The organism is Cognatishimia activa (assembly GCF_017798205.1).
Taxonomy (GTDB): domain Bacteria; phylum Pseudomonadota; class Alphaproteobacteria; order Rhodobacterales; family Rhodobacteraceae; genus Cognatishimia; species Cognatishimia activa_A.
The window spans coordinates 1,745,304-1,769,997 of sequence record NZ_CP060010.1; the positions used below are offsets into that span (position 1 = coordinate 1,745,304).

Annotated in this window: 31 protein-coding genes; 12 read left to right on the forward strand and 19 right to left on the reverse strand. The window is 56.7% G+C overall.

The genetic code is table 11. From position 1 onward, the window contains the following. Nucleotides 1–56 precede the first annotated feature (56 nt). On the reverse strand, nt 57–437 hold the full coding sequence (locus HZ995_RS08455) for a hypothetical protein (protein WP_209355242.1): 381 nt from the start codon (nt 435–437) through the stop codon (nt 57–59). Nucleotides 438–653: 216 nt separating this feature from the next. Here HZ995_RS08455 and HZ995_RS08460 point away from each other — a divergent pair, with 216 nt between their 5' ends. After that, entirely contained in the window at nt 654–1,397 is a 744-nt protein-coding gene (locus tag HZ995_RS08460) for a sulfite exporter TauE/SafE family protein (RefSeq protein ID WP_209355243.1), read from the forward strand. Between the two features lie 105 nt (nt 1,398–1,502). On the opposite strand, the gene HZ995_RS08465 is transcribed toward HZ995_RS08460, so the two are convergent. The 4 genes from HZ995_RS08465 to HZ995_RS08475 all read right to left on the reverse strand — a co-directional run bounded on the left by HZ995_RS08465 (nt 1,503) and on the right by HZ995_RS08475 (nt 4,355). After that, nucleotides 1,503–2,525: an aspartate-semialdehyde dehydrogenase gene (locus tag HZ995_RS08465; protein ID WP_209355244.1), complete on the reverse strand. Its 1,023-nt coding sequence runs from the start codon at nt 2,523–2,525 to the stop codon at nt 1,503–1,505. Nucleotides 2,526–2,655: 130 nt separating this feature from the next. After that, entirely contained in the window at nt 2,656–2,787 is a 132-nt protein-coding gene (locus HZ995_RS16150) for a hypothetical protein (protein ID WP_280719036.1), read from the reverse strand. Nucleotides 2,788–2,831: 44 nt separating this feature from the next. Then, on the reverse strand, nt 2,832–3,641 hold the full coding sequence (locus HZ995_RS08470) for a division plane positioning ATPase MipZ (RefSeq protein WP_209355245.1): 810 nt from the start codon (nt 3,639–3,641) through the stop codon (nt 2,832–2,834). Between the two features lie 156 nt (nt 3,642–3,797). Beyond that, complete coding sequence (locus HZ995_RS08475; RefSeq protein ID WP_209355246.1) at nt 3,798–4,355, reverse strand: rRNA large subunit pseudouridine synthase E; 558 nt, start codon at nt 4,353–4,355, stop codon at nt 3,798–3,800. 82 nt (nt 4,356–4,437) lie between these two features. Between HZ995_RS08475 and HZ995_RS08480 the strand changes: the two genes are divergently transcribed. Then, complete coding sequence (locus HZ995_RS08480; protein WP_209355247.1) at nt 4,438–5,574, forward strand: trans-sulfuration enzyme family protein; 1,137 nt, start codon at nt 4,438–4,440, stop codon at nt 5,572–5,574. Here the strand turns inward: HZ995_RS08480 and HZ995_RS08485 are convergent, their stop codons facing one another. Both HZ995_RS08485 and HZ995_RS08490 read right to left on the reverse strand, forming a co-directional pair. Continuing rightward, entirely contained in the window at nt 5,575–6,180 is a 606-nt protein-coding gene (locus HZ995_RS08485) for a DNA-3-methyladenine glycosylase I (protein WP_209355248.1), read from the reverse strand. It lies immediately after the preceding gene. Nucleotides 6,181–6,189: 9 nt separating this feature from the next. Further along, nucleotides 6,190–6,876, reverse strand: coding sequence for an SGNH/GDSL hydrolase family protein (locus HZ995_RS08490; RefSeq protein WP_209355249.1), 687 nt, complete (start codon nt 6,874–6,876; stop codon nt 6,190–6,192). A gap of 133 nt (nt 6,877–7,009) precedes the next feature. Here HZ995_RS08490 and HZ995_RS08495 point away from each other — a divergent pair, with 133 nt between their 5' ends. Both HZ995_RS08495 and HZ995_RS08500 read left to right on the forward strand, forming a co-directional pair. Continuing rightward, on the forward strand, nt 7,010–8,167 hold the full coding sequence (locus HZ995_RS08495; RefSeq protein WP_209355250.1) for a benzoate/H(+) symporter BenE family transporter: 1,158 nt from the start codon (nt 7,010–7,012) through the stop codon (nt 8,165–8,167). Nucleotides 8,168–8,231: 64 nt separating this feature from the next. Continuing rightward, entirely contained in the window at nt 8,232–9,053 is an 822-nt protein-coding gene (locus tag HZ995_RS08500) for a TauD/TfdA dioxygenase family protein (RefSeq protein WP_209355251.1), read from the forward strand. A gap of 63 nt (nt 9,054–9,116) precedes the next feature. Here HZ995_RS08500 and rpmE read toward each other — a convergent pair whose 3' ends face one another. The 6 genes from rpmE to rimM all read right to left on the reverse strand — a co-directional run bounded on the left by rpmE (nt 9,117) and on the right by rimM (nt 12,758). Then, nucleotides 9,117–9,338, reverse strand: a complete 222-nt coding sequence (rpmE, locus tag HZ995_RS08505) for a 50S ribosomal protein L31 (protein ID WP_209355252.1) — start codon at nt 9,336–9,338, stop codon at nt 9,117–9,119. An 11-nt stretch (nt 9,339–9,349) separates the two neighbouring features. Further along, a complete protein-coding gene (gene rplS / locus HZ995_RS08510) occupies nt 9,350–9,724 on the reverse strand; it encodes a 50S ribosomal protein L19 (RefSeq protein ID WP_209355253.1) in 375 nt (124 codons plus the stop codon). Between the two features lie 246 nt (nt 9,725–9,970). Continuing rightward, on the reverse strand, nt 9,971–10,522 hold the full coding sequence (locus tag HZ995_RS08515; RefSeq protein ID WP_209355254.1) for an exonuclease domain-containing protein: 552 nt from the start codon (nt 10,520–10,522) through the stop codon (nt 9,971–9,973). A gap of 24 nt (nt 10,523–10,546) precedes the next feature. Further along, on the reverse strand, nt 10,547–11,353 hold the full coding sequence (gene trmD, locus HZ995_RS08520; protein WP_209358214.1) for a tRNA (guanosine(37)-N1)-methyltransferase TrmD: 807 nt from the start codon (nt 11,351–11,353) through the stop codon (nt 10,547–10,549). 81 nt (nt 11,354–11,434) lie between these two features. Further along, the gene (locus tag HZ995_RS08525; protein WP_209355255.1) at nt 11,435–12,259 is read right to left on the reverse strand and encodes a sulfotransferase; all 825 of its coding nucleotides are present in this window, start codon (nt 12,257–12,259) and stop codon (nt 11,435–11,437) included. Then, nucleotides 12,246–12,758, reverse strand: a complete 513-nt coding sequence (gene rimM / locus HZ995_RS08530) for a ribosome maturation factor RimM (protein WP_209355256.1) — start codon at nt 12,756–12,758, stop codon at nt 12,246–12,248. Before rimM ends, HZ995_RS08525 begins: the two co-directional genes overlap by 14 nt. A gap of 158 nt (nt 12,759–12,916) precedes the next feature. Between rimM and HZ995_RS08535 the strand changes: the two genes are divergently transcribed. Continuing rightward, a complete protein-coding gene (locus tag HZ995_RS08535; RefSeq protein ID WP_209355257.1) occupies nt 12,917–13,525 on the forward strand; it encodes a DJ-1/PfpI family protein in 609 nt (202 codons plus the stop codon). A 28-nt stretch (nt 13,526–13,553) separates the two neighbouring features. Here HZ995_RS08535 and bluB read toward each other — a convergent pair whose 3' ends face one another. From bluB to ffh, 4 genes are read right to left on the reverse strand one after another with little or no spacing between them, the layout of a single operon-like run. After that, nucleotides 13,554–14,183, reverse strand: coding sequence for a 5,6-dimethylbenzimidazole synthase (gene bluB / locus HZ995_RS08540; protein ID WP_209355258.1), 630 nt, complete (start codon nt 14,181–14,183; stop codon nt 13,554–13,556). 13 nt (nt 14,184–14,196) lie between these two features. Then, on the reverse strand, nt 14,197–14,586 hold the full coding sequence (rpsP, locus tag HZ995_RS08545; RefSeq protein WP_209355259.1) for a 30S ribosomal protein S16: 390 nt from the start codon (nt 14,584–14,586) through the stop codon (nt 14,197–14,199). Nucleotides 14,587–14,629: 43 nt separating this feature from the next. After that, nucleotides 14,630–14,926 (reverse strand): chorismate mutase, encoded by a 297-nt coding sequence (locus tag HZ995_RS08550; protein ID WP_209355260.1) that lies wholly within the window; start codon nt 14,924–14,926, stop codon nt 14,630–14,632. Nucleotides 14,927–14,978: 52 nt separating this feature from the next. Next, on the reverse strand, nt 14,979–16,502 hold the full coding sequence (gene ffh / locus HZ995_RS08555; protein WP_209355261.1) for a signal recognition particle protein: 1,524 nt from the start codon (nt 16,500–16,502) through the stop codon (nt 14,979–14,981). 406 nt (nt 16,503–16,908) lie between these two features. On the opposite strand from ffh, the gene HZ995_RS08560 reads away from it, so the two are divergent. Both HZ995_RS08560 and HZ995_RS08565 read left to right on the forward strand, forming a co-directional pair. Further along, on the forward strand, nt 16,909–19,005 hold the full coding sequence (locus tag HZ995_RS08560; protein ID WP_209355262.1) for a sensor histidine kinase: 2,097 nt from the start codon (nt 16,909–16,911) through the stop codon (nt 19,003–19,005). A gap of 79 nt (nt 19,006–19,084) precedes the next feature. Continuing rightward, complete coding sequence (locus tag HZ995_RS08565; protein WP_209355263.1) at nt 19,085–19,621, forward strand: prolyl-tRNA synthetase associated domain-containing protein; 537 nt, start codon at nt 19,085–19,087, stop codon at nt 19,619–19,621. Nucleotides 19,622–19,624: 3 nt separating this feature from the next. Here the strand turns inward: HZ995_RS08565 and HZ995_RS08570 are convergent, their stop codons facing one another. After that, nucleotides 19,625–20,167 (reverse strand): FMN-dependent NADH-azoreductase, encoded by a 543-nt coding sequence (locus tag HZ995_RS08570; RefSeq protein ID WP_209355264.1) that lies wholly within the window; start codon nt 20,165–20,167, stop codon nt 19,625–19,627. Between the two features lie 102 nt (nt 20,168–20,269). Here HZ995_RS08570 and HZ995_RS08575 point away from each other — a divergent pair, with 102 nt between their 5' ends. Together HZ995_RS08575 and HZ995_RS08580 are read left to right on the forward strand one after the other, a co-directional pair. After that, nucleotides 20,270–21,145, forward strand: a complete 876-nt coding sequence (locus tag HZ995_RS08575) for a LysR family transcriptional regulator (RefSeq protein ID WP_209355265.1) — start codon at nt 20,270–20,272, stop codon at nt 21,143–21,145. 32 nt (nt 21,146–21,177) lie between these two features. Then, the gene (locus HZ995_RS08580) at nt 21,178–22,029 is read left to right on the forward strand and encodes a DMT family transporter (RefSeq protein ID WP_209355266.1); all 852 of its coding nucleotides are present in this window, start codon (nt 21,178–21,180) and stop codon (nt 22,027–22,029) included. Here HZ995_RS08580 and HZ995_RS08585 read toward each other — a convergent pair. Further along, nucleotides 22,017–22,349, reverse strand: coding sequence for an ArsR/SmtB family transcription factor (locus HZ995_RS08585; RefSeq protein ID WP_209355267.1), 333 nt, complete (start codon nt 22,347–22,349; stop codon nt 22,017–22,019). The genes HZ995_RS08580 and HZ995_RS08585 overlap by 13 nt on opposite strands. Before the next feature lie 103 nt (nt 22,350–22,452). On the opposite strand from HZ995_RS08585, the gene HZ995_RS08590 reads away from it, so the two are divergent. The 3 genes from HZ995_RS08590 to HZ995_RS08600 all read left to right on the forward strand — a co-directional run bounded on the left by HZ995_RS08590 (nt 22,453) and on the right by HZ995_RS08600 (nt 24,680). After that, the gene (locus HZ995_RS08590; RefSeq protein ID WP_209355268.1) at nt 22,453–23,346 is read left to right on the forward strand and encodes a DMT family transporter; all 894 of its coding nucleotides are present in this window, start codon (nt 22,453–22,455) and stop codon (nt 23,344–23,346) included. A gap of 232 nt (nt 23,347–23,578) precedes the next feature. Then, nucleotides 23,579–23,902, forward strand: a complete 324-nt coding sequence (locus HZ995_RS08595; protein WP_209358215.1) for an AtpZ/AtpI family protein — start codon at nt 23,579–23,581, stop codon at nt 23,900–23,902. A 70-nt stretch (nt 23,903–23,972) separates the two neighbouring features. Next, entirely contained in the window at nt 23,973–24,680 is a 708-nt protein-coding gene (locus HZ995_RS08600; protein ID WP_209358216.1) for a F0F1 ATP synthase subunit A, read from the forward strand. Nucleotides 24,681–24,694 lie beyond the last annotated feature (14 nt).

A 24,694-nucleotide genomic window follows, 5' to 3' on the forward strand; every position in this document is an offset into this window, starting at 1 on the left:
GAACTAGGTGCTCGATGCCTCCAGCCTAGCCGCTTCGCCTCAACCATCAAGCGGTTTTATCCGGATGTATCGCAAAGCAGCCGATAGTCGGTCAAAGATTTGTCACCGATCCGCATCAACCTGAAGAACGTCGCCGCAGTGGCCGCAGTGTCCTGAACGTCCAAAGTTTCGCTGACCGCACGGCTGGCTGTCGACAAAGAACGCATCCCGATTTGTTCACCAATCGCGTCCAAGCCGGCGACGCATATGGCAAATTCATCCCAATTCCCTGCCTGAAAGAAGGACTCGGCCCGCGTGAGCCGCGCCGAAAGTTCGCGCATTGCTGTGGCCAGCACATCTTGGGCGTCCTTGGTGCCCAAAAGCTTAAACAAATGACGGATCTGTTTTTGGTCAAATTGAACCGCCTCATCCACATAAAGTATTGAAATCTGTGTCATCGCCCACCTGTTGTTCTGACCCACCACGATCGTGCCTTTGGTGCCATCGCGAGGTTGGAAAATCGTTAGGACGCTGGAGCGATTTCTTCTCAAATCGAGGTGAATTGGTGTCAATTTTTCCGAAATTTCGCGATGAGAAATGCAACTTTTCCCGAGGTCTGGCCACGGGGTTTCCCTTTCCGACCCAGTCATTTACTTAGGTGGAAGAGGTGAGTTTTGGATACATTCGACTTAGTCTTACTCAGCAGTTTTTCTCTTCTTGTTGCAGGTACAATCAAGGGTGTCGCAGGTCTTGGGCTGCCAACGGCCTCGGCTGCCATCATGACGTTGTGGATCGCGCCCAGAACTGCCATCGCCCTGATCTTGATTCCGATGCTTGTGTCAAACTTCTGGCAGGTCTGGCGCATGGGGGATGTGATCGGCGTGATGCGTCGCTATGCGCCTCTTTGCCTTGCCCTGGCGGTGGTGCTTTTTGTGACCGTTAGCCTTTCGGCGACAGCACCGGATCGCGTGATCTTTCTGGTGCTAGGAATTTCAATCCTGAGCTTTAGTGTCGTGAACCTTTTGGTGGATTTGCCCAAGCTCCCTGAACATCTTGATCGACCTGCGCAGGTTGTTGCAGGCAGCATTGCGGGAGTCCTTGGCGGCTTGAGCGGCATCTGGGCCGCGCCTATGGTGTTCTACCTTACGGCCCGACAAATTGACAAAGACGAGTTTATTCGGGCCACGGGGCTTTTGATCTTTGCAGGTTCGGTGCCATTGGCCGTCGGCTATGTGCAACAGGGCTTCTTGACCTCTGAATTTGCCGTTGTAGGGACGGTGATGATTGTGCCGACTTTGATCGGGTTCTCCGTTGGGGAACGCATTCGCAAAGGCTGGCCGAGCGATAAATTCAGGCGCATCTTCCTTTATTTGTTCCTGGTGATGGGTCTGAACCTGTTGCGGCGCGGTGTGTTCTAGGTCTCGGAAACTTTGAAAGTTTCCGACGTCGATTTCTTTTAAAGAAATCGCAACAAAAAAAGCCCCGCCAGAGGGCAGGGCTTTCGATAGATTTCAAGGCTCAATTCAGCCCTTCTTCAGAACCTCACGGCCCAGCGTTTCTGCAATCTGAACCGCGTTCAGCGCAGCACCTTTGCGCAGGTTGTCAGAGACGCACCACAGGTTGATCCCGTTCTCAATTGTGCTGTCCTGACGGATCCGCGAAATGAATGTCGCGAAATCGCCCACGCATTCTTTCGGGGTCACATAGCCACCGTCTTCGCGTTTATCGATCACCATAATGCCCGGCGCTTCACGCAGGATCTCGCGCGCTTCGTCCTCATCCAGGAACTCTTCGAATTCGATGTTCACAGACTCAGAGTGGCCCACAAAGACAGGCACACGCACACAGGTCGCGGTGACTTTGATCGCAGGATCCACGATCTTTTTGGTTTCAGCCACCATCTTCCACTCTTCTTTGGTGGAGCCGTCTTCCATGAACACATCGATATGCGGGATGACGTTAAAGGCGATCTCTTTGGTGTAAACTTTGGCAGGTACATCAGAGGTCGGGTTGTAAACCGCTTTGGTCTGATCCCAGAGCTCATCCATCGCGTCTTTGCCGGATCCCGACACAGATTGATAGGTGCTCACAACAACGCGTTTGATCTTGGCGCGGTCATGCAGCGGCTTCAGCGCTACAACCATCTGCGCGGTCGAGCAGTTCGGGTTCGCGATGATGTTTTTCTTGGAATAGCCATGAATTGCATCTGCATTACATTCCGGCACGATCAAAGGCACGTCCGGATCATAGCGATAGAGCGAAGAGTTATCGATCACGACACAACCCGCCGCCGCAGCTTTGGGCGCGTATTCCTTGGTTGCGGTCGAGCCCACAGCAAACAGCGCCATGTCCCAGCCGGTGAAATCAAAGGTGTCCAGATCCTGGGTGGTCAGGGTCTTGTCGCCAAAGCTGACTTCTGTGCCCAGCGACCGACGGCTGGCAAGAACTGCAAGTTCATCCACGGGGAACTGACGCTCCGCGAGGATATTCAGCATTTCGCGGCCCACGTTTCCGGTGGCTCCCACGACAACGACACGATATCCCATTTTCTTCTCCATAAGACTTATGTGTCCGAGCAATTCGGACGCGCTCTCATACCGAGCTTTACTTGTGGAAAAAAGGGGCAGGGGGCCGCATTCTTGTGATGTGGGACATCAAAGAACGCGATTTTGGGGATTATTCGGCCTGTAGCAGCCTCTGATAGACCTCAACCAGCGCGCGTGCTTCGTTTTCGATGGCGAAATGCCGTTCGACATGCTGCCGCGCAGCAATTCCTGCCTCCGCTAGAGTGTTACGATTCTCCAACATGTCGGTCAGGCCGAGCTATCTCAGCAAATGGTTTTAGAAACCGACTAAAAATTGATCTCGACGTCGGGCAGGTTCAGCTCTTTGATCAGCTCGCGCAATTCCTGACGCGCCGCGACGTTCGAGATATTGAGCTGCTTCACCCCAATGTCTTTCAGGTCCAGCAGGGTTAAACCGCGCGGAAAGAGTTCGCGGAAAATTACGCGCTCGTTAAAACCCGGTGCCGTGCGGAACCCGATCCGCTTGGCGAGGCGTTCCAGCGCATTGCCCATCTTTTCCTTATTGACCATCTGCTGCGCGCCCAGACGGTTACGCACCACGATCCAGTCAATCGGCTTAAGCCCCGCTTGAGCCCGCAATTGCCGCGCGTTCCAGACCATCTCGGAATAGACCGACGGGCCAAGGATCTTTTCCCCATCCACATCGATCTTCGCCAACAGATCGAAATCTACGAAACTGTCATTCAGCGGCGTGATCAGCGTGTCGGCCAGAGAATGCGCCACTTGAGACAGGCGCGTATGCGATCCGGGACAGTCAATCAGAATGAAATCATTGTCAGGCTCAAGCGTCGCAATCGCAGCTGACAACCGCATGTCGTAGATGTTTTCGCCTTCCTGCAAACTCGCGGGATCGATCTCGGGCAGGTCAAAATACTTAGGAGAGGGCAGCTCGATCTCGGCCTTTTCCATGAACCGTTCGCGGTTCTCGACATAACGGCCAAAGGTGCGTTGGCGCAGGTCCAGATCCAGCCCCGCAATGGAAAATCCCATCCGTGCAATGGCCGTTGCCACATGCATCGAAACGGTGGATTTCCCCGCTCCGCCCTTTTCGTTCCCCACAACGATGATATGCGCCATCTTTCGATCCCCAATATACTCTGTCGTGCCGGATGACCTTACGGTCTTATGCCCTTGATGCCACTATATGTTGTGTTTGCAGTTAGGGGAAGCACGGTTTGGCGCCCTTGTCATGCAATTCGGCTGAGGGTGCAAGCGGATTGCACCCGCCGCCTGTCAAACAGGCGCGCCGTCGATCCAGGAGCCTGTTTCAATACCGTCCAAAGTCCAGCTGCCGACGCGATAGCGGATCAACCGGAGCGTCGGATGCCCGACGGCGGCCGTCATGCGCCGCACCTGCCGGTTGCGCCCTTCAGAGATTGTCAGTTCGATCCACGAATCCGGCACGGATTTCCGCACCCGAATAGGCGGCGTGCGCGGCCAGAGCCCGGCGGGTTCGTCCATGCGTCGCACCTTGGCAGGTCGCGTCTTGCCGTCCTTGAGAACCACACCTTTGCGCAATTCTTCCAAAGCCTCATCAGACGGCACGCCCTCAACCTGCGCCCAATAGCATTTGCTCATCTTGTTTTTGGGATTGGCAATGCGGTTCTGCAGCTTGCCGCTGTCCGTCAACACAAGCAGCCCCTCGGAATCCCGATCCAGCCGCCCCGCCGCATAAACACCGGGCACGTCAATGAACTCGGACAACGTCCGCCGGGACGAGCCTTCGGTGCCTTTGTCGGTAAATTGCGACAGCACATCGAAGGGTTTGTTGAAAAGGATCACGCGAGCCATGTGCAGCCCTTACAGCGCATTCCGCGCTTTGGCTATTGAAACTCGGCGCAAGCCTGCGAAAGATGCGCGCAAGGAGAGCGCCATGAAAAAAGACCTCAAACCCGCGACATTCGCTGCCCATGCTGGTGGTGCCTATGACGAGGCCTCTGGCGGCGTGGTGATGCCGATCCAGCCGTCCACGACCTATCGTCGCGATGAGGCCTATGCGCCGCTCAATCCCGATAACGTTTATCTGCGGCCCCACAATGAACCGGTGCGCGCGGCCGAGGCCATCATTGCCGAACTCGAAGGAGCCGCCGAGTCGCTTTTGTTCCCAGCCGGCATGGCCGCCATCGCCGCGGCCTTCCGTTGGCTGCCAACCGGCGCGCGGGCCGTTGTGCAATCAGGCATCTATTGGGGCACAACGAAGTGGCTGCGCGGCTTTGCCGAACGGCGCGGCATCGAGATGATCGAGGTCGACGCCAGCGACAGCGCGGCGCTTGCTGAGGCCATCGGCTCCAAGGTCGATCTTGTCTTTGTTGAGACGCCGTCCAATCCATGGCTCAAAACCACCGACATCGCTAAGGCCGCAGACCTCACCCACGCGGCAGGTGGCGTCCTCGTTGTGGACAGCACCGCAGCCTCTCCGATCCTGACCCGACCGATAGAATTTGGCGCGGACATCGTTATGCACTCCGCCACCAAAGTCATGAACGGTCATTCCGATGTGCTCGGCGGGGTTCTCAGCACAGCCAAAGGCAGCGAGGTCTGGCAGGCCATCAAGGATGACCGCGCGGACACCGGAGCGGTTATGGGCCCGTTTGAAGCCTGGTTGCTCGTGCGCGGCTTGCGCACTTTGCCATTGCGGATCGAACGGATGTGTCAGTCCGCCCAGACCATCGCAGAGTATCTGGTCGACCATCCCCAGATTTCTGACGTCTTCTATCCGGGCCTGTCCAGCCACAAGGGGCACGAAATCGCGAAAGCTCAGATGTCTGGTGGCTATGGCTATGTCTTGTCTGCATTGGTCAAAGGCACAGAAGCCGACGCCCTGAAAGTCGCGGGCCGCCTAAACCTCTTCTTGCGCGCGACGTCCATCGGCGGTGTAGAAAGCCTTGTCGAGCATCGCCACACCATCGAGCCGCACACGGGCATTCCCGAAACCCTGCTGCGTCTGTCCATCGGCATTGAAGACGCGGGAGACCTCATCGACGATCTCGCCCAGGCTTTGGGGCAGTAATCAGGGCCGAACGAAACTCTTCCGCGCTTCTTCGCATTCATCGCGAATGGCGCAGCCGATGTCGTGGTCATTGATCAGACCCATCGCCTGCATGAAAGCAAAGATCGTGGTCGGTCCCACGAATTTCCATCCGCGTTTTTTGAGTTCCTTGGAAATCGCCACGGACTCAGGCGACGTGCTCAACGTGTGCGGAGTGCCCAGCGTCTCGGGATCCGGCTCATAGCTCCAGAAGAACTTGGCCAGAGACCCTTCCGCCACAACCATCTCTTTGGCGCGTTTGGCGTTGTTGATCACAGCTTCAATCTTGCCGCGATGGCGGATGATACCCGCGTCTGCCAATAGCCTCTCGACATCATCCTCGCCATAACCCGCCATCTTCTCAAAATCGAACCCGTCAAAGCCCGCCCGAAAATTCTCGCGCTTGTTCAGGATCGTGCGCCAGCTGAGGCCTGATTGAAAGCTCTCCAGACAGACCTTCTCAAACAGCCGTTGGTCGTCTTTGACAGGAAAACCCCATTCGCGGTCGTGATAGTCCAGAAACTCCGGTGCAGCCCCGGCCCAGGCGCAACGTGGCCGCCCATCCGGCGCGATAAATAGCTCTCCCATTGGGTCCCCTTATCGAGTTGGGTCCACCTTGCGAATATAGTTGGCGGCGCGTTTGCCAATAGCGGCGCTGCCTTTGATCGACGGGTGGATACGGTCCAGCCCATGATAGGAAAGATCTCCGTTGGGGACCAGATCCGCCATCGACAGATAATGGAAGCCCTTACGCTTTGCTGCCAGTTTTTGGAGTCGCTCTTCCAGGATATTGCCCTCTTCGGCACAGCTTTCAATCGGAGAGCCCTTGCCCGGCGTGCGCAGATAGCCCAGCCAGAGGACCTGCCCACCGCTGGTCTGTAGACGCGTCACGAGGTCTGGAATTTCGCCGGATTTTCCATCTGCCGAGACCAAACGATCCAGTTTGCGCTTACAGCCGGTGCAACCGCAGGCCAGCCAAAGATCGTTGCCGCCACCATTGGCGATGATCCAGTCATACTGCCCACCACGATATTGCTTGCCGATGTTAAACCCGACAGCGCCTGTCAGCGGCAACGCATAAATAATCCGAGCCCCGACCACAGAGCGGTCCACAACAGGCTCGCCCAATTCCTTTGCAATCACATCTGAAATGGCACGATTGGACACCCCATGCGCCGCCATCATTGAATCGCCCATGGCCAACATGCGCGGCACTTGGGGTGAAGTTGTTTCCACACAGCCCGCCAAAATAAGCGGTACAATCAAAAGCAACAGTCGTTTCATGGCCTGCTCTGCCTTTCTTAATTCTTTCCCGAAAAATGCCTGCTTCGGGTCTTTCTTGTCTATGTTAGCTTGTCATTCTTGACAGCGCACGGTTTACCTTAGTCGCGATATTTCAACCCAAGGGGTCACCAGCATGTCCGAAATGCGTCTTTCCCATGTCATCGCTGGATTTGTCGCTGTTCTGGCCGGATATGCGGGCAGCGTGGCCATCATCTATCAGGCAACTTTGGCAGCTGGCGCGACGCCTGCGCAGGCCAGCAGTTGGATGCTGGCTCTGGGTTTGGGGTGCGGAATTTCGAGTATCTATCTGTCACTTCGCCACCGCGTGCCGATGTTAACAGCTTGGTCCACGCCTGGCGCGGCTCTCTTGGTGGTGGCTCTGCCGGGTGTGCCACTGGAGCAAGCCATTGGAGCCTTCGTGGGCTGTGGCGTGCTTTTGTTGCTGACGGGCCTAACCGGCTGGTTCGAAAAGCTGAACGATTGGATCCCCGATGCTTTGGCGAATGCGATGCTCGCGGGCGTCCTCTTTCGTTTTGGGGTCGAGGCCTTTGGATCCCTGCAGGTCGACATGGTCTTTGCCGGCACGATGATCGCCGTCTATGTGCTCGCCCGCAGCTTTGCCGCGCGCTTTGCCGTGCCATTGCTGTTGATCTATGGCCTAGGGTTCGCCGTGGTGACAGGCGCCTTTGACCTCTCCGCATGGCAAGGTGCGGGCATCGCGATGCCGGTGTTCATCATGCCAGAGTTCAACGTTTCGGTTCTGATCTCTGTCGGCGTCCCGCTCTATCTTGTGACAATGTCCTCGCAAAACATGGCCGGAGTCGCCGTGCTGCGCGGCGCTGGGTATCGGGCACATGTATCGTCCGCGCTGAATGTCACCGGATTTCTGACCACGGTGCTCGCGCCATTCGGAGGCTTTGCCTTCAACCTCGCCGCCATCACCGCCGCCATTTGCGCCAATGAAGAAGCAGGCGAAGACCCCAAGACCCGCTATTGGGCCCCTGTGTTCAGCGGCCTGATGTATATCCTGCTGGGCATCTTTGGCGCGGCGGTCATCGGGCTGTTCCTCGCCGCTCCGAAAGTCTTCGTCGCTGTGCTCGCGGGTCTGGCGCTGTTGCCTACAATCGCAGCCTCTTTGTCGGCCTCCCTTGCTACACCTGCCCACCGCGAGGCGGCATTGATCACGTTCTTAACAACCGTGTCAGGCATCTCCTTCTTTGGCATTGCCGCGCCGGTCTGGGGATTGCTGTTTGGTGCGCTGGCCTATGGGCTCACAACGCTGCGAAGGTGATCGCTTCTTTGTTTCCTGACTGAACTCCCTGCGCTAGCATCGTCGCAAACGCAGGGGGATTGAGATGGAGATACGACCGCTCACAGGTGCTTTAGGTGCCGAAATTCTGGGTGCAGACGTTAGGGATCCCAACCAGTTCGACGCGATTCAGGCGGCCTTTGCGGAACACTCCGTGATTGTCATGCGCGACCAGTCCATCTCTCCCAACGATCACCTGACCTTCGCCCGCCGCTTCGGCCCCATCAACGTCAATCGGTTCTTCAAACCCGTGGACGGCCACCCGGAAATCGCAACGGTGCTTAAGGAAAAAGACCAGAAAGAAGCCGTCGGAGAAGGCTGGCACACGGATCATTCCTACGACCAGATCCCAGCACTCGGGTCGATCCTGCATGCCATCGAGATGCCGCCCTTTGGCGGTGACACGCTCTTTGTGTCCATGGGTGCAGCCTATGAGGCCCTCTCAGGCAAAATGCGGGGCTTTCTGGACGGGCTGACCGCGATCCATTCCTCGCGTCACGTCTTTGGCGCAACCATATCAGACAGCGAGGCTGCCAAAAGCGGACGGTTGTTTAACGCCGAAGCCGCCACGCAGGATGCCCGTCACCCGGTTGTTGTCACACATCCTTTAAGCGGGCGGCGCGGCTTTTACGTCAATCCAGTCTTCACCACCCACATCGAAGGCCTGAGCCCTGCCGAGTCCGACGCCCTGCTGCAGATGCTTTATGCCCACTGCATGCAGCCCGAGTTCCAATGCCGTGTGCGCTGGCAGGTAGGTGATTTAACGATGTGGGACAACCGTGCCACCTGGCACAAGGCGATCAATGACTATCACGGCTATCGACGCCTCATGCACAGGGTAACAGTAGAGGGCGTGGCGCTCAGCTAACACCCAATAAAAAACGCCGCCCCAATCTGGGACGGCGTTCTCGAAAAACCAAAGTGGCGAGGCTTAGAAGCCCAGACCTTCGTATTTCTTTTTGAACTTGGAAACACGGCCGCCCGCGTCCATCAGGCGAGAGTTGCCGCCGGTCCATGCTGGGTGCACGGATGGGTCAATATCCAGCGCCAGCTGGTCGCCTTCCGCACCCCAGGTAGAGCGCATTTTGACAACGGTGCCATCGGTCATTTTGACGTCGATGAAGTGGTAATCTGGGTGTGTATCTTTTTTCATCAGTCCACTCCTTACGCCTTAGGCGCCTTGTAGTTGGTGTCTTCTGCGATACGTGCGGATTTACCGCGACGGGAACGCAGGTAGTACAGCTTGGAACGACGTACGCGGCCACGGCGTACAACGGTGATGCTGTCGATGTTGGTGGAATACAGTGGGAACACACGTTCCACGCCTTCACCAAAAGAAATCTTGCGAACTGTGAAGGAACCCGCGATGCCGGAACCGTTTTTGCGAGAAATGCAAACGCCTTCGTAGTTCTGAACACGAGTGCGGCTGCCCTCGGTCACTTTAAAGCCTACGCGAACGGTGTCGCCGGCTTTGAAATCTGGGATATCTTTGCCCAGAGAGGCGATTTGTTCCGCCTCGAGTTCTGCGATCAGATCCATCTGACCTTCTCCTATTTTGCCCGTGGTTTGGTCCACGAAGTTAGGTGCCGTCTAAGAACTCTGTGTCTTCACCGGGTCCGCAAATGCGCCCGCCAGAGGGTAGCCGTCGTTGCTTGTGTCTCTTTTGCGATCCGCGTCGCCCTCGAAGAAGAAAGCGATATGCCAATACACAAAAGGCCCGAACGACTCAGAAAGAGTGCCGGACGGGCGGTGTATAGGGGGGAAATGGGGGGCTGGCAAGGGGGCTTAGGCCCGCTTTTGCTGGGATTTTGACCGCCCAAGGGTCAAGAAATCAAGGCCCGTGCGTTCTTCGGCCAGCAAGACTACCTCGGCGGCCGCGCGTGCGTCTTCTTCGGCGTCGTGGTGGTGAAACACAAGCCCAAGTTCCGACTTCAGGTTGGCAAGCCCATGCCCCCCGTTGCCCTTAAATTCCGGCCATGCGCGTCGCGCCACAGACACGCTATTGATCCATTCGCTGCTTAGCGGTCCAATTCCATAGGCATGACACGCCATATCAAATGCCTGTTTGTCGAAGGTGCTGTGCTGCACAAGTATGCTTTCTTCCAGGCGATGCCTGAGGGCTTCCAGAACCTCAGGGAAAGCCGGGGCACCCGCAACCCTGTCAGGCCCAATGCCATGCAGCTGAATATTGAACGCCGAAAAAGGCTCTTCCGGATCGACCAGATAGCTTTCCGTTCGCAAATCTCCGGATACCGAAACATAGGCGAGGCCGATCTGACAGATGCTATGCCGACCACGGTTCGCGGTTTCCACATCAACGGCAATGAACCTATACATCGGAAACTGTGCGCAAGCAGAAGGTCACGTGTCTGCCTTCTTTGCCCATAAATCCGGCCGCCTCTCTTGCGTCAAAGCCTCACTCTGTGCGCGCCGCCAGTCTTCGACCTTACCGTGATTGCCAGAGGTCAGAACCTCGGGGATCTCCATCCCGCGCCATTCAGCAGGCCGCGTGTACTGCGGATGCTCAAGCAGCCCGTTTGAATGGCTTTCGTCCTCGATGCTTTCAGCATTCCCCAGAACCGCAGGCAACAATCGCACCGTCGCGTCAATCATCGCCTGAGCCGCAATTTCGCCGCCCGTCATGACGAAATCCCCAAGCGAGACCTCTTCGATCTGATAGTGATCCAGCACGCGCTGATCCACGCCCTCAAAACGGCCACATAGCATCACCACACCGTCATTGCGCGCCCAGTCGCGGGCCATCGCCTGATCAAAACGGCGTCCACGTGGGGACAGATACACCAGCGGACAGCGCCCTTTAACCGACTTCAACGTGTGATCGATGGCTTTGCCCAAAACGTCAGGCCGTAACACCATTCCTGCACCACCACCTGCAGGCGTGTCGTCCACATTGCGATGTTTGCCCTCGCCAAAAATCCGCAGATCCGTGGTCTCAAGCTGCCATTTCCCGTCCTTCAGCGCTTTACCCGTCAGGCTCTCGCCAAGCACGCCAGGAAAGGCTCCGGGGAAGAGCGTGATGATGTGAGCGGCCCAGATATTGTGCAGCTTTGGCGCTTGCGTCATCAACTCGCGCGGCTTGAGCGACGCGCTCATGGATTTGCGCCCATGCGACTTGGTCAGATTACCCTTGCCCCCATGCGACAGCATGCCATGGGATTTGGATCCAGCGGATTTCGGTGTGTCACTCATGTCGCGCTTTTGGCCATAGAGCGTCTGAATTGCAAGCCTCTAGCCCTCTTGGCGCCGTGCCCGCCAATAAGCGCGCCGTGCTTGCAGTTTGGCTTGTTTCAGCTCCATCGGATCCAGATCCTGACGATTGAGCGCCAGATAGGTTTCCGCCAGCTCCGCAGGCAACGTGCCATTGGCGATGCCCGTGGGATGCAGCAGATCGCGGTGCTCTGAGAGCTGTGGTAAATGATCAATCGCAGCCTCTGCAGGGCCAAGCCTGAGGGTGCCAATATCTTCGAGCCATGCGCGATGGACGGTCACAGGGGCGATGGCCGTCGCGATCTCATCGGCGCAGGCGGCCAGATCACATTTCGCGGCGGGCGTGGTCATATAGGTTTCAAGGTCGCTCACCATCGGACGGCTGCGCAGATGTTGGCTGTAGCAGCTTTTCGCCCAGGGTTCGGTTTGGCGCAGGGTCAGAAGAACCGCGATGTCATGATCCGCGAAGCCTGTTTGGTGCAGCTCTTCGATCAGGATCGAGAGCGTTTTCGGGGCGGTGTCATAACGTGTCTTGCCGTGACGACCGGGCATCGAACCCGCGAGGTCTTCTTCCGTAATCAAGACATCGCGTGGGTCTTGCGCGTCGAATTGGGCGAAAAACGCTTGGATGGCCTCGCGCAGAAGCTCTTCGGTTTCCTCATCGCTATTTCGCGCAAAAAGCCAGGCCGCAAGGCGCAGATCCTTGGTTTCCTCGGGCGTGTTGACCCGCACCCAATCCGCGATCTTGCCTGCGTTCTTGCGCATCGTCGCCTGCAGAGACGACGTGCCTGTCTTGTGAAACCCCGCATGGATCAGCAGGCGCGGCATAGGGTTAAAACAACCCATCCGGAGGATCCGCGATCAGGCGACCAGCGGCCATATCGACCGTGGGGACTACGGCTTTGGTGAAGGGCAAAAGCACGGTGGCTTTCAAGCCTGGCCCATGGACTTCCAACAGATCATCTGCGCCATTATTTTGCACGGATTTCACATGACCGAGCGTCGTACCGCCAGTGTCGCGCACCTCTAGGCCAATGAGGTCGGTGTAATAGAACTCGTCTTCCTCAAGTTCCGGCAACCGATCCCGCGGCGCATAAAGCTGCGTGCCTTTTAGGGCGTCAGCCTCTTCTTTGGTGGTCACACCTGAAAGCCGCGCGGCAAGGCCGTTCTTGATCGACCGCGTGAGCACGAGTTCAAAAGATGTCGCGCCATCCTCCGTCGTCAGAGGCGCATAGTCCGCAATCGCCTCGGCCTCAGCGGTAAAGCTCTTAAGGCGCACTTCGCCATGCACGCCGAATGCTCCGGCGATTGCTCCTACGCAGATGAGATCGGAAGGGGTGGTCATGAGGCGACGTCCGTTTTTGCTCTTATTTGGGTGATAGCGCGTTGAGGGTGCGGGGGCAAACATGGAGACATTGATTTCTTGTTTTGCTGACGTACCTTGCTTGGAAAGTAGGTTGGCTGGGGCCGTCACCCAGGATTTTTGACAGAGAGGTTTTTAACATGCGGACAATGGCTGCCTTTGTCTTCCCCGGGTTTCAGACGCTGGATTTCTTTGGCCCTATGGAAATGTTGGCAGGCTTTTTTGATGAAATAGATTTGGTGACCGTGGGCATTGATACAAATGCTGTACCAAGCAGACATGGCCAAAAAATCGTGCCAGATTGCGGGATCGACGCGGGTGACACCTATGATTTGTTATTCGTCCCCGGTGGCGACGCCGCCTTGGATCTCGCGAAAGATCCCAAAGTCATGGACTGGCTGCGCGTCGCATCAGGTAATGCCGAAAGGGTTATGGGTGTTTGCACCGGTACCGTCTTGCTTGGCATGGCAGGTTTGCTTGATGGGAAACGGGCAACGACGAACAAGCTCGATTTCAAAGCAACCGTTCCACTGGCACCAAATGTCGATTGGGTCAAACAAGCGCGTTGGGTTCAGGACGGTAAGTTTTTTACATCTTCGGGGGTGTCGGCCGGGATGGATATGGCGCTGGCCGTGGCCGCGGATTTGTTTGGAATTGAGAAAGCGCGCGAAATGGCCGAGGGCTGCGAATATGTCTGGCAAGAAGATCCAGACAACGATCCTTTCGCGGCTGGCGCTGGGCTCGTTTGAGCTGAGCCCTTCTGGGTTGGACAAAAGGTTACCTTACCTCAACCGGCAACGCCCTTCGCCGATCTTCCCAACCCTGCTGCTCAAGTTCAGGCGTATCGGACGCCTCCTGCGGGAAGCCCACGCATAAATACGCCACCAACGACCAGTCCTCAGGCACATCCAGATCCCTATTCAACCGAACCGGATCCAAAATCGAGACCCAGCCCACGCCAAGCCCCTTGGCCCGCGCGGTCAGCCAAAAGAGGTTGATCGCTCCGACCACAGAATAGCGGCGCATCTCGGGCATCGTGCCTGCGCCAAGGCCTGCGCCCTTGTCTGTGGCCTCATCACAATAAATCGCCAGTTGCACCGGGCTTTCGTGCATACCCGAGAGCTTCAGGCCCGCATAAAGTTTGGCCTTCTCGCCGGAATAGCCCTGAAGCGCCTGATCATTGGCTTCTTTGAAATTCTCAAAAGCTGCCCCGCGCGCCGCGTCGCTTGCGACACGCACCACACGCCAAGGCTCTGACAGACCCACCGACGGGGCCTTTAAAAACGCGTCGAGGCACTCCGTTAAGAGCGCCTCGTCCACTGGATCGGTTTTGAAATGGCGAACGTCGCGGCGCCATTTCAGCAACCGGTCGAGGTCATTTTGGAACGCGTCAGAAAACGCCGCCATCTCTAGGCCCGTCTTACTCTTCTGCCGCTGCTTCTTCAGCAGGAGCCGCTGCTGCTTCGGCTGCTTCCGCGGCTTTAGCTGCTTTTTCTTCCGCACGGTCTTGTGCTTTTTTACCAGGCGTACCTTTGTTCGGGTTGTTACGCTCGGTCTTCGCGTTCACGCCAGCCGCTTCCAGGAAGCGTGCGACACGGTCGGTAACCTGTGCGCCTTGACCAACCCAATACTGGATGCGCTCAACGTCCATTTTCACGCGCTCTTCGCTGTCTTTAGGCAGCAGAGGGTTGTAGGTGCCGAGCTTCTCGATGAAGCGGCCGTCGCGTGGCATGCGGGAGTCCGCTGCTACGATGCGGTAAAAAGGACGCTTTTTGGAACCGCCGCGGGCGAGACGAATTTTCATTGCCATGGTGAGTATCTCCTATGAATGGCTGTATCGGGGATAGGCCCCGTTATTCCTGATGTTTCTTGTGATGTCGGATGACTTCCCCAATGATGAAATTGAGGAAAGCCTTGGCGAAGTAGGGATCCAGGTCGGCTTTTTTCGCCAGGTCTTCGAGCCGTGCGATCTGCAGGCTTTCGCGCGCAGGATCGGACGGAGGCAGCGCGTGTTCAGCCTTTAGCTTGCCCACGGCCTGTGTGTGTTTGAACCGCTCGCCCAGAGTATAGACGAGGATCGCGTCCAGACGGTCGATCGAGTCGCGGTGCTCGGCGAGGATTTCTGCCGCGCGTGCGGTGGCGTCAGTCATGCGTCAGCTCCTTTGGCTTGCGGTTGATTTGAGTATTTGGGGCAAGATGAAATCATTTCTTTTTCCCAAATCCAGAGAGCCCTGGCGGCAGAGCGCCACCGCCGAGGCCGGGCAGGCCGCCAGGCATGCCTTTGCCGAGGCCACCGGCCCCCAGTTGTTTGGCCGCCGCTTCCAGCGCTTTGGGGTCCATGGCGGATGGGTCCATACCCGCAGGCATCTCGGGCATGCCGCCTTTGCCAAACATGCCCTTCATGGCCTGTTTCAGCATGCCGCCTTTGCCCATTTTCTTCATCATGTCTGACATCTGACGCTGCATCTTGAGCAGCTTGTTGAGGTCCGAGACCTCCATGCCAGCGCCTTTGGCGATCCGTTTTTTGCGCGACGCCTGCAGGATCTGCGGGTTGGCGCGTTCTTTCTTGGTCATGGACTGGATCAGGGCGATCTGCTGTTTCAGGATCTTGTCATCCATCCCAGCCGCTTGCGCCTGTTTCGCCATTTTGCCCATGCCGGGCATCATGCCCATGACGCCTTCCATGCCGCCCATCTTGAGCATCTGCTCGAGCTGCATTTTCAGGTCATTCATATTAAAGCGCCCCTTCTGGAAGCGCTTCATCATCTTTTCGGCTTGTTCAGCCTCGATGGTTTCCTGAGCCTTCTCGACCAGAGCAACAATGTCGCCCATACCAAGGATGCGGCCTGCGATCCGGTCCGGCTCGAAGGTTTCGAGCGCGTCCATCTTTTCGCCGAGGCCGACGTATTTGATTGGCTTGCCGGTGACCGCGCGCATGGACAAAGCCGCACCGCCACGGCCGTCGCCGTCCATTCGGGTTAGAACGACGCCTGAGATTCCGATCTTGCCGTCAAACTCTTCGGCGACCTCAACGGCGACCTGACCGGTCAGGCCATCAACCACCAAAAGCGTCTCGCGCGGGTTAACCGCGTCGCGGACGTCCTCGACCTCTTGCATGAGGGTCTGGTCGATTTGCAAACGGCCCGCGGTGTCGAGCATATAGACGTCATAGCCACCAAGCGTCGCCTGTTGTTTGGCGCGTTTGGCAATTTGAACCGCGCTTTCCCCTTGCACGATAGGCAAGGTGTCCACACCAATCTGCGTGCCAAGGATCTCAAGCTGTTGCATCGCCGCCGGGCGGTAGATGTCTAGCGACGCCAAAAGCACGCGTTTGCCGTCTTTTTCCTTCAGACGTTTGGCGAGCTTACCAGTTGTCGTCGTCTTACCCGAGCCCTGCAGACCGACCATCAGGATCGGGGCGGGTGGGTTGTCGATCTTGAGCGCGCCGGGATCTTCGGCGTCACCCGCCAGAACATGTTTCAGCTCGTCATGGACGATCTTGACGACCTGCTGGCCCGGCGTAACCGATTTCGTGACCGCTTGACCTGTGGCCTTATCCTGAACCGCTTTGACGAAATCACGCGCAACCGGAAGCGAGACGTCGGCCTCAAGCAGAGCAACCCGCACTTCGCGCAGAGCCGCTTTGACGTCATCCTCAGACAGGGCGCCTTGCTTGGTAAGCCGATCAAAGACGCCAGAAAGGCGTTCGCTGAGATTTTCAAACATCGCTTTCGGCTCCTTTTCAGCCCGTCACGTTTCAATAAAGGCCGAGATAGTCACGACCCGCCCATTCGCCAAGATGTTCCAAACGCCCAATGCACGAATGCCCCCGTGGGCGAAACTCGCTGACGGGGGGCGATCCTGGCAGAGGCCTAGGACCGGAAGTTTTGACGGACTTCCGGAATTAAGCGGGTCTCTAAAGGAGTGGGGGAAAGGAGTCAAGCAAGGCCAAATAAGGCGCAATCTGGGCGAATTGTGGCGAAAATCTGGCGAAAAGCGCGGGTTTCGAAACAAATTGGTTAAGAAACCCTTAAATGGTCACAATTGGATTGAGTTGCTGTTGTATTACTGTCGTAAAAGTAGAACATACAATCTTAACGGGAAAAAATTCCGAGCGGACAAGCGATAATAAATGCCTCGTAAGACTTTGAACACAAGCAGTAGTTTCCGGCAGGGCTTTGGGTGGGCCCCGATTTACGTGGCGACCTCATTGATCGGAATACTTGTCGCTGGGGCTATTCTGTATTTCGTCGAACAGCGCAATCGCTCCGAGTATGAAAGTGAAATGCGTAGCAAGCTTCAGTATGAACTGAACAAAGCAGCGCTGGATCTATCGCTGGTTTTTCAGCGCAACGCGGATACGATCCGTGCGGTCTCTGCTCTGATCTCGATTGAGCCGGATATCTCGTTTGAAAGGTTCTCCGAGTTTTCAGAAAAGATTTTTGTCGATCACAATGACTTTCTGCAAATCGCCGCAGCACCGGATCTTGTGGTTGACCGCGTCTATCCGAACACGCTCGCGGACGGCTTACTGGGTCTCGATTACCGTGCACCTGGCAACGAAGAATTAATGGGGCATGTGCTTAGGGCGCGTAAAGCGCAGTCGGTGCTATTTTCAGGGCCGGTGGACTTGTTTCACGGCGGTCAAGGCGTGATTGGTCACGACGTCGTTTATCTTGAAGGCGCCAATGGCGAGCCTCAGTTCTGGGGGTCGATCAATCTTGTGATCGACTATGAAGAAGAATTGCACATCCTGGGTCTGGACGATGTTCCCTATCGCCTTGCGATCCGCGGCAAAGACGCGCGTGGCAGTCATGGGGCCATTTTCTGGGGAGACAGGTCCACCTTTGCGGCGGATCCCGTGTTCGCGACAGTGAACCTTCCGGTTGGATCCTGGGTTATGGCTGCTGCTCCTACTGGGGGCTGGCACAACTATTCAGCTAGCGTCACCCGGTTCTACGGTATTGTTGCCGGGACGACTCTGATTGTCATTCTGCTGCTCAGTGCGGCGACGCGTCTTGTCCAGTTGCGCATTCGGGCTGTGGCTCAGATGTCCAGTGCGATCAACTCGATCCAGGATGGCTTTGCCTATTACAACAGTGATGACCGACTGGTCGCTTGCAACGAAAAGTACCGCGATTTCCATGGTGGCGCCTCAAAACTTTTCACCGCAGGAACGAGGTTCGAGGACATCCTCCGGTCTGGCGTTTCTCGTGGCCACTATGCAGAGGCGATTGGGAACGAAGAGGAATGGCTTCAAAACCGCCTGGCCCAACACAGAGCGTCTGAAGGGGCCGTCGACCAAAAGCTCGACGATGGTCGTTGGGTGCGCATGTCAGAATCGCGCACGCCTGATGGCGGTACAGTGGGTTTCCTGATGGACATCACAGAACTGATGAATGCCAAGGAAGAGGCCGAGCGCGCCAATCTCGCGAAATCCGAGTTCCTGGACGTTATGAGCCACGAACTGCGCACGCCCCTCACTGTTGTTCTCGGCGGTACGCCCTTCTTGGTTAAGCCAGAGCTTTTGCCCGCAACCCAGAAAGTCACCGCGCGGCTCGCGTCTATGGGCGACGAGGCCGCGCCGATTGCAAAGGATGTCGACACGATGCTCACGTCCTACAAAAGTCTTGCAGGCAAGGTCGAGCGGTCAGCCAAGAGCCTCCTGACTCTGATCAATGAGGTTCTGGATTACTCCAAAATCGAAGCAGGCCGTATGAAGTTGGCACGCGAAATGACCTATTGTGACGAGATCATCGAAGATGTCGTCGAAGAATACCGTAACAAAGCGGCCGAAAAGGGACTCACAATCGAAACCGAATCCCCGGAATTGGCCATCTATGCGGACGAACCACGTGTGCGTCAGGTGCTTGAAAATCTGGTCAGCAACGCGATCAAATTCACGGAAGATGGCAGTGTTCGCGTACAGGCGCAGACGTTTGGCGACTTTGCGCGCTTCAGAGTGATCGATACCGGTATTGGGATCCCTGCAGACCGCGTCGACGGAATCTTTGAAAAATTCTCGCAAGCCAATACGTCCGATCGGCGTCGCGCTGGCGGAACTGGACTGGGCTTGGCCATTTCCAAGAAATTCGTCGAAATGCACGGTGGCACAATTGCTGTGACAAGCCGCGAAGGCGAGGGCAGCGAGTTTTCTTTCACCATTCCAAAGCACATGGTGCAAAAATCTCGGGCCGACGTGGAGCAACGCGCAAAACCGGCAGCATAATGGCGCGAAACTTGGCTTGAAAACTGCCCGACTTGCTGACAGAGGTCCCCTGGTCTGATCGATCCAAGGGAGCCTCAAGATGGATGCGTCTTCGAAATTTCAGGATAGTTTGCCGATAAGCTCGGATGCTCTGTTGGCGCAGCTTGACGATTGGGGCATCGGCTATCGCCTGTTTCATCACGTGCCCTTGCGGACAGTTGCCGACGCCAAAGAGGTCGAACGGGACATGATGACCCCGGGTGAGACAGCCTTTCTGACAAAGAATCTCTATCTGCGGGATCGCAAGAAACGCAACTATCTGGTGACGCTCGATCAGGACCGCGATGTGGACCTGAAGGCACTGGGCAAGGCCTTGGGCGTCGGGGGGCTGTCCTTTGGCTCTGCAGATCGTTTGCTGGAAAACCTTGGCATCCGCCCTGGGGCCGTCAGCCCTCTGTCCATGGTCAACGGGGCCAAGGCAGGCGTGACCTTTATTCTGGATCCCAAAGCGCGTGAGGCGGATGTGCTGTTCTTTCATCCGCTTGTGAATGATCGCACCATCGCGATCACTCTGGTCGAGCTAGAGGTGATCTTTGGCCATATCGGCGCAGAGATCACCTGGTTGCCCGAACTTTAAGAGTTACGCCGCCAGATCAAGTGTCTCGACGGTTTCGGCATTCACGAAGGTCACATCCTGCAGGCCAAGGAAGCCGAAGAACACCTTCAGATGCGGCGTCAGGAAGTCAGCCGGAGAGCCGATCTGAACGCCTCCGGAAGCGACGGCAACGATGACTTTCTTGTCCGCCAAAAGACCCACCGGACCGTTTTCAGTATAGCGGAAAGTTACGCCGGCACGGGCCACCTGATCGACCCAGGCTTTCAGAACCGCCGGACCCGAGAAATTGTAGATCGGCGTGCCAATCACGATCGTGTCGGCTTTCTGCAGCTCTTCGACAATCGTGTCCGAGAACGCCAGCGCTTCGGCCTGTGCGTCGGTGCGGTCTTGCGGTGGAATGAACGTGGATGTCACCCAGCCCTCATCCAAAAGCGGAAGTGGCTCGGCGAGGTCGCGACGGATCACTTCGGTCGCGTCGAGTTTGGCGACAATATCGGCAGACAGACGACGAGAGACAGAATCTTGTTGGCGCGCAGAGGCGTCGATGTGCAGAACAGTATGGGACATGGGTCTTTTCCTTTGCTTGTCTGCCTCCCAAAATGGACCTTGCAATTTTGAACTCAACAGGCGTTAATGCGCATCTAGTGTTGGAATTTGCACAGGTTAACGATGGACAATTGGGATGAAATCCGCACCGCCTATCAGGTTGCGCGTTTGGGCACCGTAAGCGCGGCGGCTGATGTACTGGGCGTGCACCACGCGACGGTTATTCGCCACATCGACGCGCTTGAGGGTCGTCTGGGCGTCAAACTCTTCCAGCGTCACGCACGTGGCTATACTGCGACCGAGGCTGGCGAAGATCTGATGCGGGTTGGTCAGGCGACCGACGATCAGTTCGGCCAGCTCGAAGGCCGCATCAAAGGACGCGGCAGTGATGTAAGCGGCGAATTGGTTGTGACCTCGCTGGCCAGCATCGCGCCATTGCTCAGTCCGGTCCTTGTCGAATTTCAACGAGACTATCCCGATCTGTTGATCCGCTATCTCACGGATGCCCGCGTGTTCCGCCTAGAATATGGCGAGGCGCATGTTGCGATCCGCGCGGGCTCGGTGCCGCAAGAGCCTGACAACGTTGTGCAAAGGCTGGGGTATCTGAACGTCGGGCTCTATGCGTCGAAATCCTATGTCAAAGAGCATGGCAAGCCGGACGGCGTTGAAGATTTCAAGAACCACCGCTTCGTGGCGGATGACAGCCTGAAAACCCGCGCGCCTTTCCATAAATGGCTCTTTGAGGTCTCGCCCCGCGAAACCCATGTGTTCCGAGGCACAGATCAATTGGCGCTCGAAAACGCGGTTTTCGCGGGGGCTGGTATTGGTTTCCTGCCACGCTTTGTTGGTGAAACCCGAGACGATGTGGTCGAGGTTATGGAGCCTCTGGATGATTGGCACGGCAACCTCTGGCTTGTGACACACGTGGATCTGCACCGAACCGTCAAAGTCCAGTCCTTCCTGACATTCCTTAAAGACCGCGCGAAACATTGGATCTAAGGCTCTCGCGACCCGCCCAAGGGCATTTGGCGATGCTGACGTTTTCGGCCCTTGTGGCCGGGTCGTTTTCGCTCGGCTCTTTGGCAGCAAACGAGATTGCGCCGACGGCCTTGACTGCGCTCAGGTTCCTGATTGCGTCTTTCGTGATCGGAGCCGCTGCCCTCGCAACAACCGGCCTGCCTAAAAGCGCCGCGCGAGCGCCATGGCGGTATGTCGTTTTGGGTGGGCTGTTTGCGATCTATTTTGTGCTGATGTTTGAAGGCCTCAAGACAGCGCCGCCGGTCAGTACGGCGGCTGTCTTTACCCTGACGCCGGTGATGAGCGCGGGTTTCGGGTATCTGCTGCTGCGCCAGATTACGACCCCTCGGATGGCGTTGGCCTTAGTGATCGGGGCCATAGGCGCGATCTGGGTGATCTTTCGCGCAGACCTCGCGGCCTTTCTGCGGTTCAATGTCGGGCGTGGTGAGGTGATCTATTTCTGGGGTTGCGTCGCCCACGCGCTCTATACGCCGCTTGTGCCCAAACTGAACCGCGGAGAGCCGCCGGTCGTTTTTACCTTTGGCATGCTGCTTGCTGGTTTTGTGATTTTAACCGTGATCGGCTGGCCTCAAATCATCGCAACCGATTGGGCGGCCCTCCCGATGATCGTCTGGGTCACGGTCTTCTACCTCGCGATCTTTGCCTCTGCTGCGACCTTTGTCCTGCTGCAGTTCGCAGCCCTAAACCTGCCAAGCGCCAAGGTCATGGCCTATACCTATCTGGTGCCAAGCTGGGTGATCCTCTGGGAAATCGGACTGGGGAATGGAGCGCCGAAACTTCTGGTCGCAGTCGGCGTGTTGATGACCTGCGGCGCGCTCTTACTGCTTTTGCGTCAGGAGGCGTGATCGTCGCCAAGCTCAGTTTCCAGGAACTTCTCAAAGGCCTCAAGGTTCACCGGTTCAAACTGCCCAAAGGCCTGCATCCAGACCGAGGCGTCCTTCATGGCGTTGGGCTCGAGTTTACACCATTTCACCCGCCCGCGTTTTTCCTGACTGATGAGGCCAGCCTTGGTCAGGATCGTCAGATGCTTCGAGATCGCTGCCAGGGACATTTCAAAGGGCTCAGCGACATCGGTCACGGCCATGTCGTCCTCCAGCAGCATCGTGAGGATGCTGCGGCGGGTTGGATCGGCCAAGGCACTGAAGATGTCGTCAAGCGAAGTCATTGGCGGGACTTTATAGATCCAAGCAAAGTAACGAAACCCAGGATCGGCTCGACAAGCTCTCAAAGATCGGCTTAGGTCGCAGCGATTTACTGCGAGTTCCAAAATGCCAATGCGTTACTGGGCCGCCATCCTGCTTTTGGCCGTAGGGTGGGGCGCGTCTTTCTTCTTTAATGAGATCCTGCTCAGAGAGCTTGGACCTTTGATGGTCGGGCTTGGGCGTGTCGGATTTGGCGCTTTGGGGTGCTGGATCTGGCTGGTTGGTACGAAGGTGACCCGCGGAGCAGCTGTGGGGTTGGGCGGCGCAAGCCTTGTTGCATTGGTTCTCTTTAGTGCGTTCCAATACGCCATCCCGCTGACGATCTACCCGCTGACCCAGCAGTATATCACCTCTTCTGCTGCGGGGATTGTGAACGCTATGACGCCGATCATGGTGGTGATCGTCAGCCATCTCTGGCCACAGGGCGAGAAGATGACACTCTTGCGCAGCATTGGCGTTCTGTTCGGCTTCCTTGGTATTGTTCTCTTGGCCCTGCCATCCTTAAAGGGGCAGGGCGAGTCCGATCCCGTCGCGCTTTTAGCCACAATGGGTGCGCCGCTCTGTTATGCGATTTCGATGAACCTGATCCGATGGCTCGATGCGATGGATCGCGTGCTTCTGACCACGTGGTCTCTGAGCATAGCCACCGTGATGCTCGCCCCCTTCGCTTTTGCAGTCGAAGGCATTCCAGTGATTGAGCAGAGGGCAACTTGGTACGCGCTCTTTGTGATTGGCTTCGTTCTGACCTCAGCGGCTTTCATCCTCTTGTTTTGGCTGATCCCGCGCGTGGGCGGCACGACCGCATCGACGATCACCTTCATCGCGCCGGTGTCGTCGGTGCTCTTGGGCGTGTTGATCCTGCAGGAACAATTGCTGCCGATTCACATGATGGGCATGGGAATGATTTTCATGGGGATGATCTTTGTCGATGGTCGGTTGCTGAAATTCCTCGGGCGCTGATGTCACAGCGCCTTCGCGCCTGAGTCCAAAGTTCAACCAAATCGTTAAATATTGCCAATTGGCAATTTTAGCCATTTGCTAACCAATTCACGCAACGCGCGCGCCGGTAGGGGATTTGAAATAGTGTTTAATTACAGCGTATTGCACGTCATTTCCCCGCGTCATCCCGCCGCTTGACTCTAAACACCCACGCCCTTAGCACTGCGCTCAGGTTCAACCATTGGATTTGCGCGTGCCCGACCCGAGCGACAGAGATCAACTGAAGCATCTCGAAGAGCGGATCGAGGCGGTCAAAAAGACCCAGGCACCCAAACCTCATATGGAGGAACACTATTCTCAGGCACAGCTGGCCTGGCGGATGGTGATTGAGCTTGTGGCCGGTATGTTGATCGGCTTTGGGATTGGGTACGGGCTGGATACCTTGTTTGGAACGCAGCCGCTTTTCTTAATCCTGTTTATATTTTTGGGTTTCGCCGCCGGGGTCAACGTGATGATCCGCAGCGCACGCGAAATTCAGGCGAAACAAGAGGCCGACTCGCAAGAGGACGCCGAGTAGAGACGAAGAGGATAGTCACGTGGCAAAAGACGCACACGGCGCAGAAGAAGGCGGTCTGGTCTTTCACCCAATGGATCAGTTCATTGTGAAGCCTCTGTTTGGTGGCGACCACATTGGCATGTTCACCATCACCAACGTGACCCTTTGGATGGCGCTGGCCGTTGTCGCAGTGATCGCGATGATGGTGTTCGGCACCTCGAGCCGCAAAATCGTGCCGGGCCGCAGCCAGTCTGTTGCCGAGCTTGCTTACGGCTTCATCTACAAAATGGTCGAAGACGTTGCCGGCAAAGACGCGGTGAAGTTCTTCCCATACATCATGACGCTCTTCATGTTCATCGTCTTCGCCAACTTCCTTGGCCTGATCCCGATGTCCTTCACCACCACCTCGCATTTCGCTGTGACTGTTGTTCTGGCTCTGCTGGTTTTCGTCACCGTAACTGTGGTTGGTTTCGTTAAGAACGGCCTTGGCTTCCTCGGCCTCTTCTGGGTGTCCTCAGCGCCACTGCCGCTGCGCCCGATCCTGGCGATCATCGAACTGATCTCTTACTTCGTGCGCCCTGTCAGCCACTCTATCCGTCTGGCCGGTAACGTTATGGCGGGCCACGCGGTTATCAAAGTTTTCGCAGGCTTTGCGGCCATCGCAGTTGTCTCTCCGGTTTCCGTTGTAGCGATCACCGCGATGTACGGTCTGGAGGTCCTGGTGGCCTTTATCCAAGCCTATGTCTTCACCATTCTGACTTGTGTTTACCTGAAGGACGCTCTGCATCCGTCGCACTAAGGTACGAGCCGGGC

What these genes read in the sequence shown, in the direction of transcription:
- HZ995_RS08475 (WP_209355246.1), bottom strand. Translation starts at nt 4,355, where the DNA reads ATGGCTCGCGTGATCCTTTTCAACAAACCCTTCGATGTGCTGTCGCAA.
- HZ995_RS08485 (WP_209355248.1), bottom strand. Translation starts at nt 6,180, where the DNA reads ATGGGAGAGCTATTTATCGCGCCGGATGGGCGGCCACGTTGCGCCTGG.
- HZ995_RS08465 (WP_209355244.1), bottom strand. Translation starts at nt 2,525, where the DNA reads ATGGGATATCGTGTCGTTGTCGTGGGAGCCACCGGAAACGTGGGCCGC.
- HZ995_RS08565 (WP_209355263.1), top strand. Translation starts at nt 19,085, where the DNA reads ATGGATGCGTCTTCGAAATTTCAGGATAGTTTGCCGATAAGCTCGGAT.
- HZ995_RS08535 (WP_209355257.1), top strand. Translation starts at nt 12,917, where the DNA reads ATGCGGACAATGGCTGCCTTTGTCTTCCCCGGGTTTCAGACGCTGGAT.
- bluB (WP_209355258.1), bottom strand. Translation starts at nt 14,183, where the DNA reads ATGGCGGCGTTTTCTGACGCGTTCCAAAATGACCTCGACCGGTTGCTG.
- HZ995_RS08575 (WP_209355265.1), top strand. Translation starts at nt 20,270, where the DNA reads ATGGACAATTGGGATGAAATCCGCACCGCCTATCAGGTTGCGCGTTTG.
- HZ995_RS08570 (WP_209355264.1), bottom strand. Translation starts at nt 20,167, where the DNA reads ATGTCCCATACTGTTCTGCACATCGACGCCTCTGCGCGCCAACAAGAT.
- ffh (WP_209355261.1), bottom strand. Translation starts at nt 16,502, where the DNA reads ATGTTTGAAAATCTCAGCGAACGCCTTTCTGGCGTCTTTGATCGGCTT.
- HZ995_RS08585 (WP_209355267.1), bottom strand. Translation starts at nt 22,349, where the DNA reads ATGACTTCGCTTGACGACATCTTCAGTGCCTTGGCCGATCCAACCCGC.
- HZ995_RS08495 (WP_209355250.1), top strand. Translation starts at nt 7,010, where the DNA reads ATGTCCGAAATGCGTCTTTCCCATGTCATCGCTGGATTTGTCGCTGTT.
- HZ995_RS08590 (WP_209355268.1), top strand. Translation starts at nt 22,453, where the DNA reads ATGCCAATGCGTTACTGGGCCGCCATCCTGCTTTTGGCCGTAGGGTGG.
- rimM (WP_209355256.1), bottom strand. Translation starts at nt 12,758, where the DNA reads ATGACCACCCCTTCCGATCTCATCTGCGTAGGAGCAATCGCCGGAGCA.
- HZ995_RS08550 (WP_209355260.1), bottom strand. Translation starts at nt 14,926, where the DNA reads ATGACTGACGCCACCGCACGCGCGGCAGAAATCCTCGCCGAGCACCGC.
- HZ995_RS08455 (WP_209355242.1), bottom strand. Translation starts at nt 437, where the DNA reads ATGACACAGATTTCAATACTTTATGTGGATGAGGCGGTTCAATTTGAC.
- HZ995_RS08515 (WP_209355254.1), bottom strand. Translation starts at nt 10,522, where the DNA reads ATGTATAGGTTCATTGCCGTTGATGTGGAAACCGCGAACCGTGGTCGG.
- rpsP (WP_209355259.1), bottom strand. Translation starts at nt 14,586, where the DNA reads ATGGCAATGAAAATTCGTCTCGCCCGCGGCGGTTCCAAAAAGCGTCCT.
- rplS (WP_209355253.1), bottom strand. Translation starts at nt 9,724, where the DNA reads ATGGATCTGATCGCAGAACTCGAGGCGGAACAAATCGCCTCTCTGGGC.
- HZ995_RS08500 (WP_209355251.1), top strand. Translation starts at nt 8,232, where the DNA reads ATGGAGATACGACCGCTCACAGGTGCTTTAGGTGCCGAAATTCTGGGT.
- HZ995_RS08560 (WP_209355262.1), top strand. Translation starts at nt 16,909, where the DNA reads ATGCCTCGTAAGACTTTGAACACAAGCAGTAGTTTCCGGCAGGGCTTT.
- HZ995_RS08580 (WP_209355266.1), top strand. Translation starts at nt 21,178, where the DNA reads ATGCTGACGTTTTCGGCCCTTGTGGCCGGGTCGTTTTCGCTCGGCTCT.
- rpmE (WP_209355252.1), bottom strand. Translation starts at nt 9,338, where the DNA reads ATGAAAAAAGATACACACCCAGATTACCACTTCATCGACGTCAAAATG.
- trmD (WP_209358214.1), bottom strand. Translation starts at nt 11,353, where the DNA reads ATGCTGTCGCATGGGGGCAAGGGTAATCTGACCAAGTCGCATGGGCGC.
- HZ995_RS08490 (WP_209355249.1), bottom strand. Translation starts at nt 6,876, where the DNA reads ATGAAACGACTGTTGCTTTTGATTGTACCGCTTATTTTGGCGGGCTGT.
- HZ995_RS08470 (WP_209355245.1), bottom strand. Translation starts at nt 3,641, where the DNA reads ATGGCGCATATCATCGTTGTGGGGAACGAAAAGGGCGGAGCGGGGAAA.
- HZ995_RS08480 (WP_209355247.1), top strand. Translation starts at nt 4,438, where the DNA reads ATGAAAAAAGACCTCAAACCCGCGACATTCGCTGCCCATGCTGGTGGT.
- HZ995_RS08525 (WP_209355255.1), bottom strand. Translation starts at nt 12,259, where the DNA reads ATGGGTTGTTTTAACCCTATGCCGCGCCTGCTGATCCATGCGGGGTTT.
- HZ995_RS08600 (WP_209358216.1), top strand. Translation starts at nt 23,973, where the DNA reads ATGGATCAGTTCATTGTGAAGCCTCTGTTTGGTGGCGACCACATTGGC.
- HZ995_RS16150 (WP_280719036.1), bottom strand. Translation starts at nt 2,787, where the DNA reads ATGTTGGAGAATCGTAACACTCTAGCGGAGGCAGGAATTGCTGCGCGG.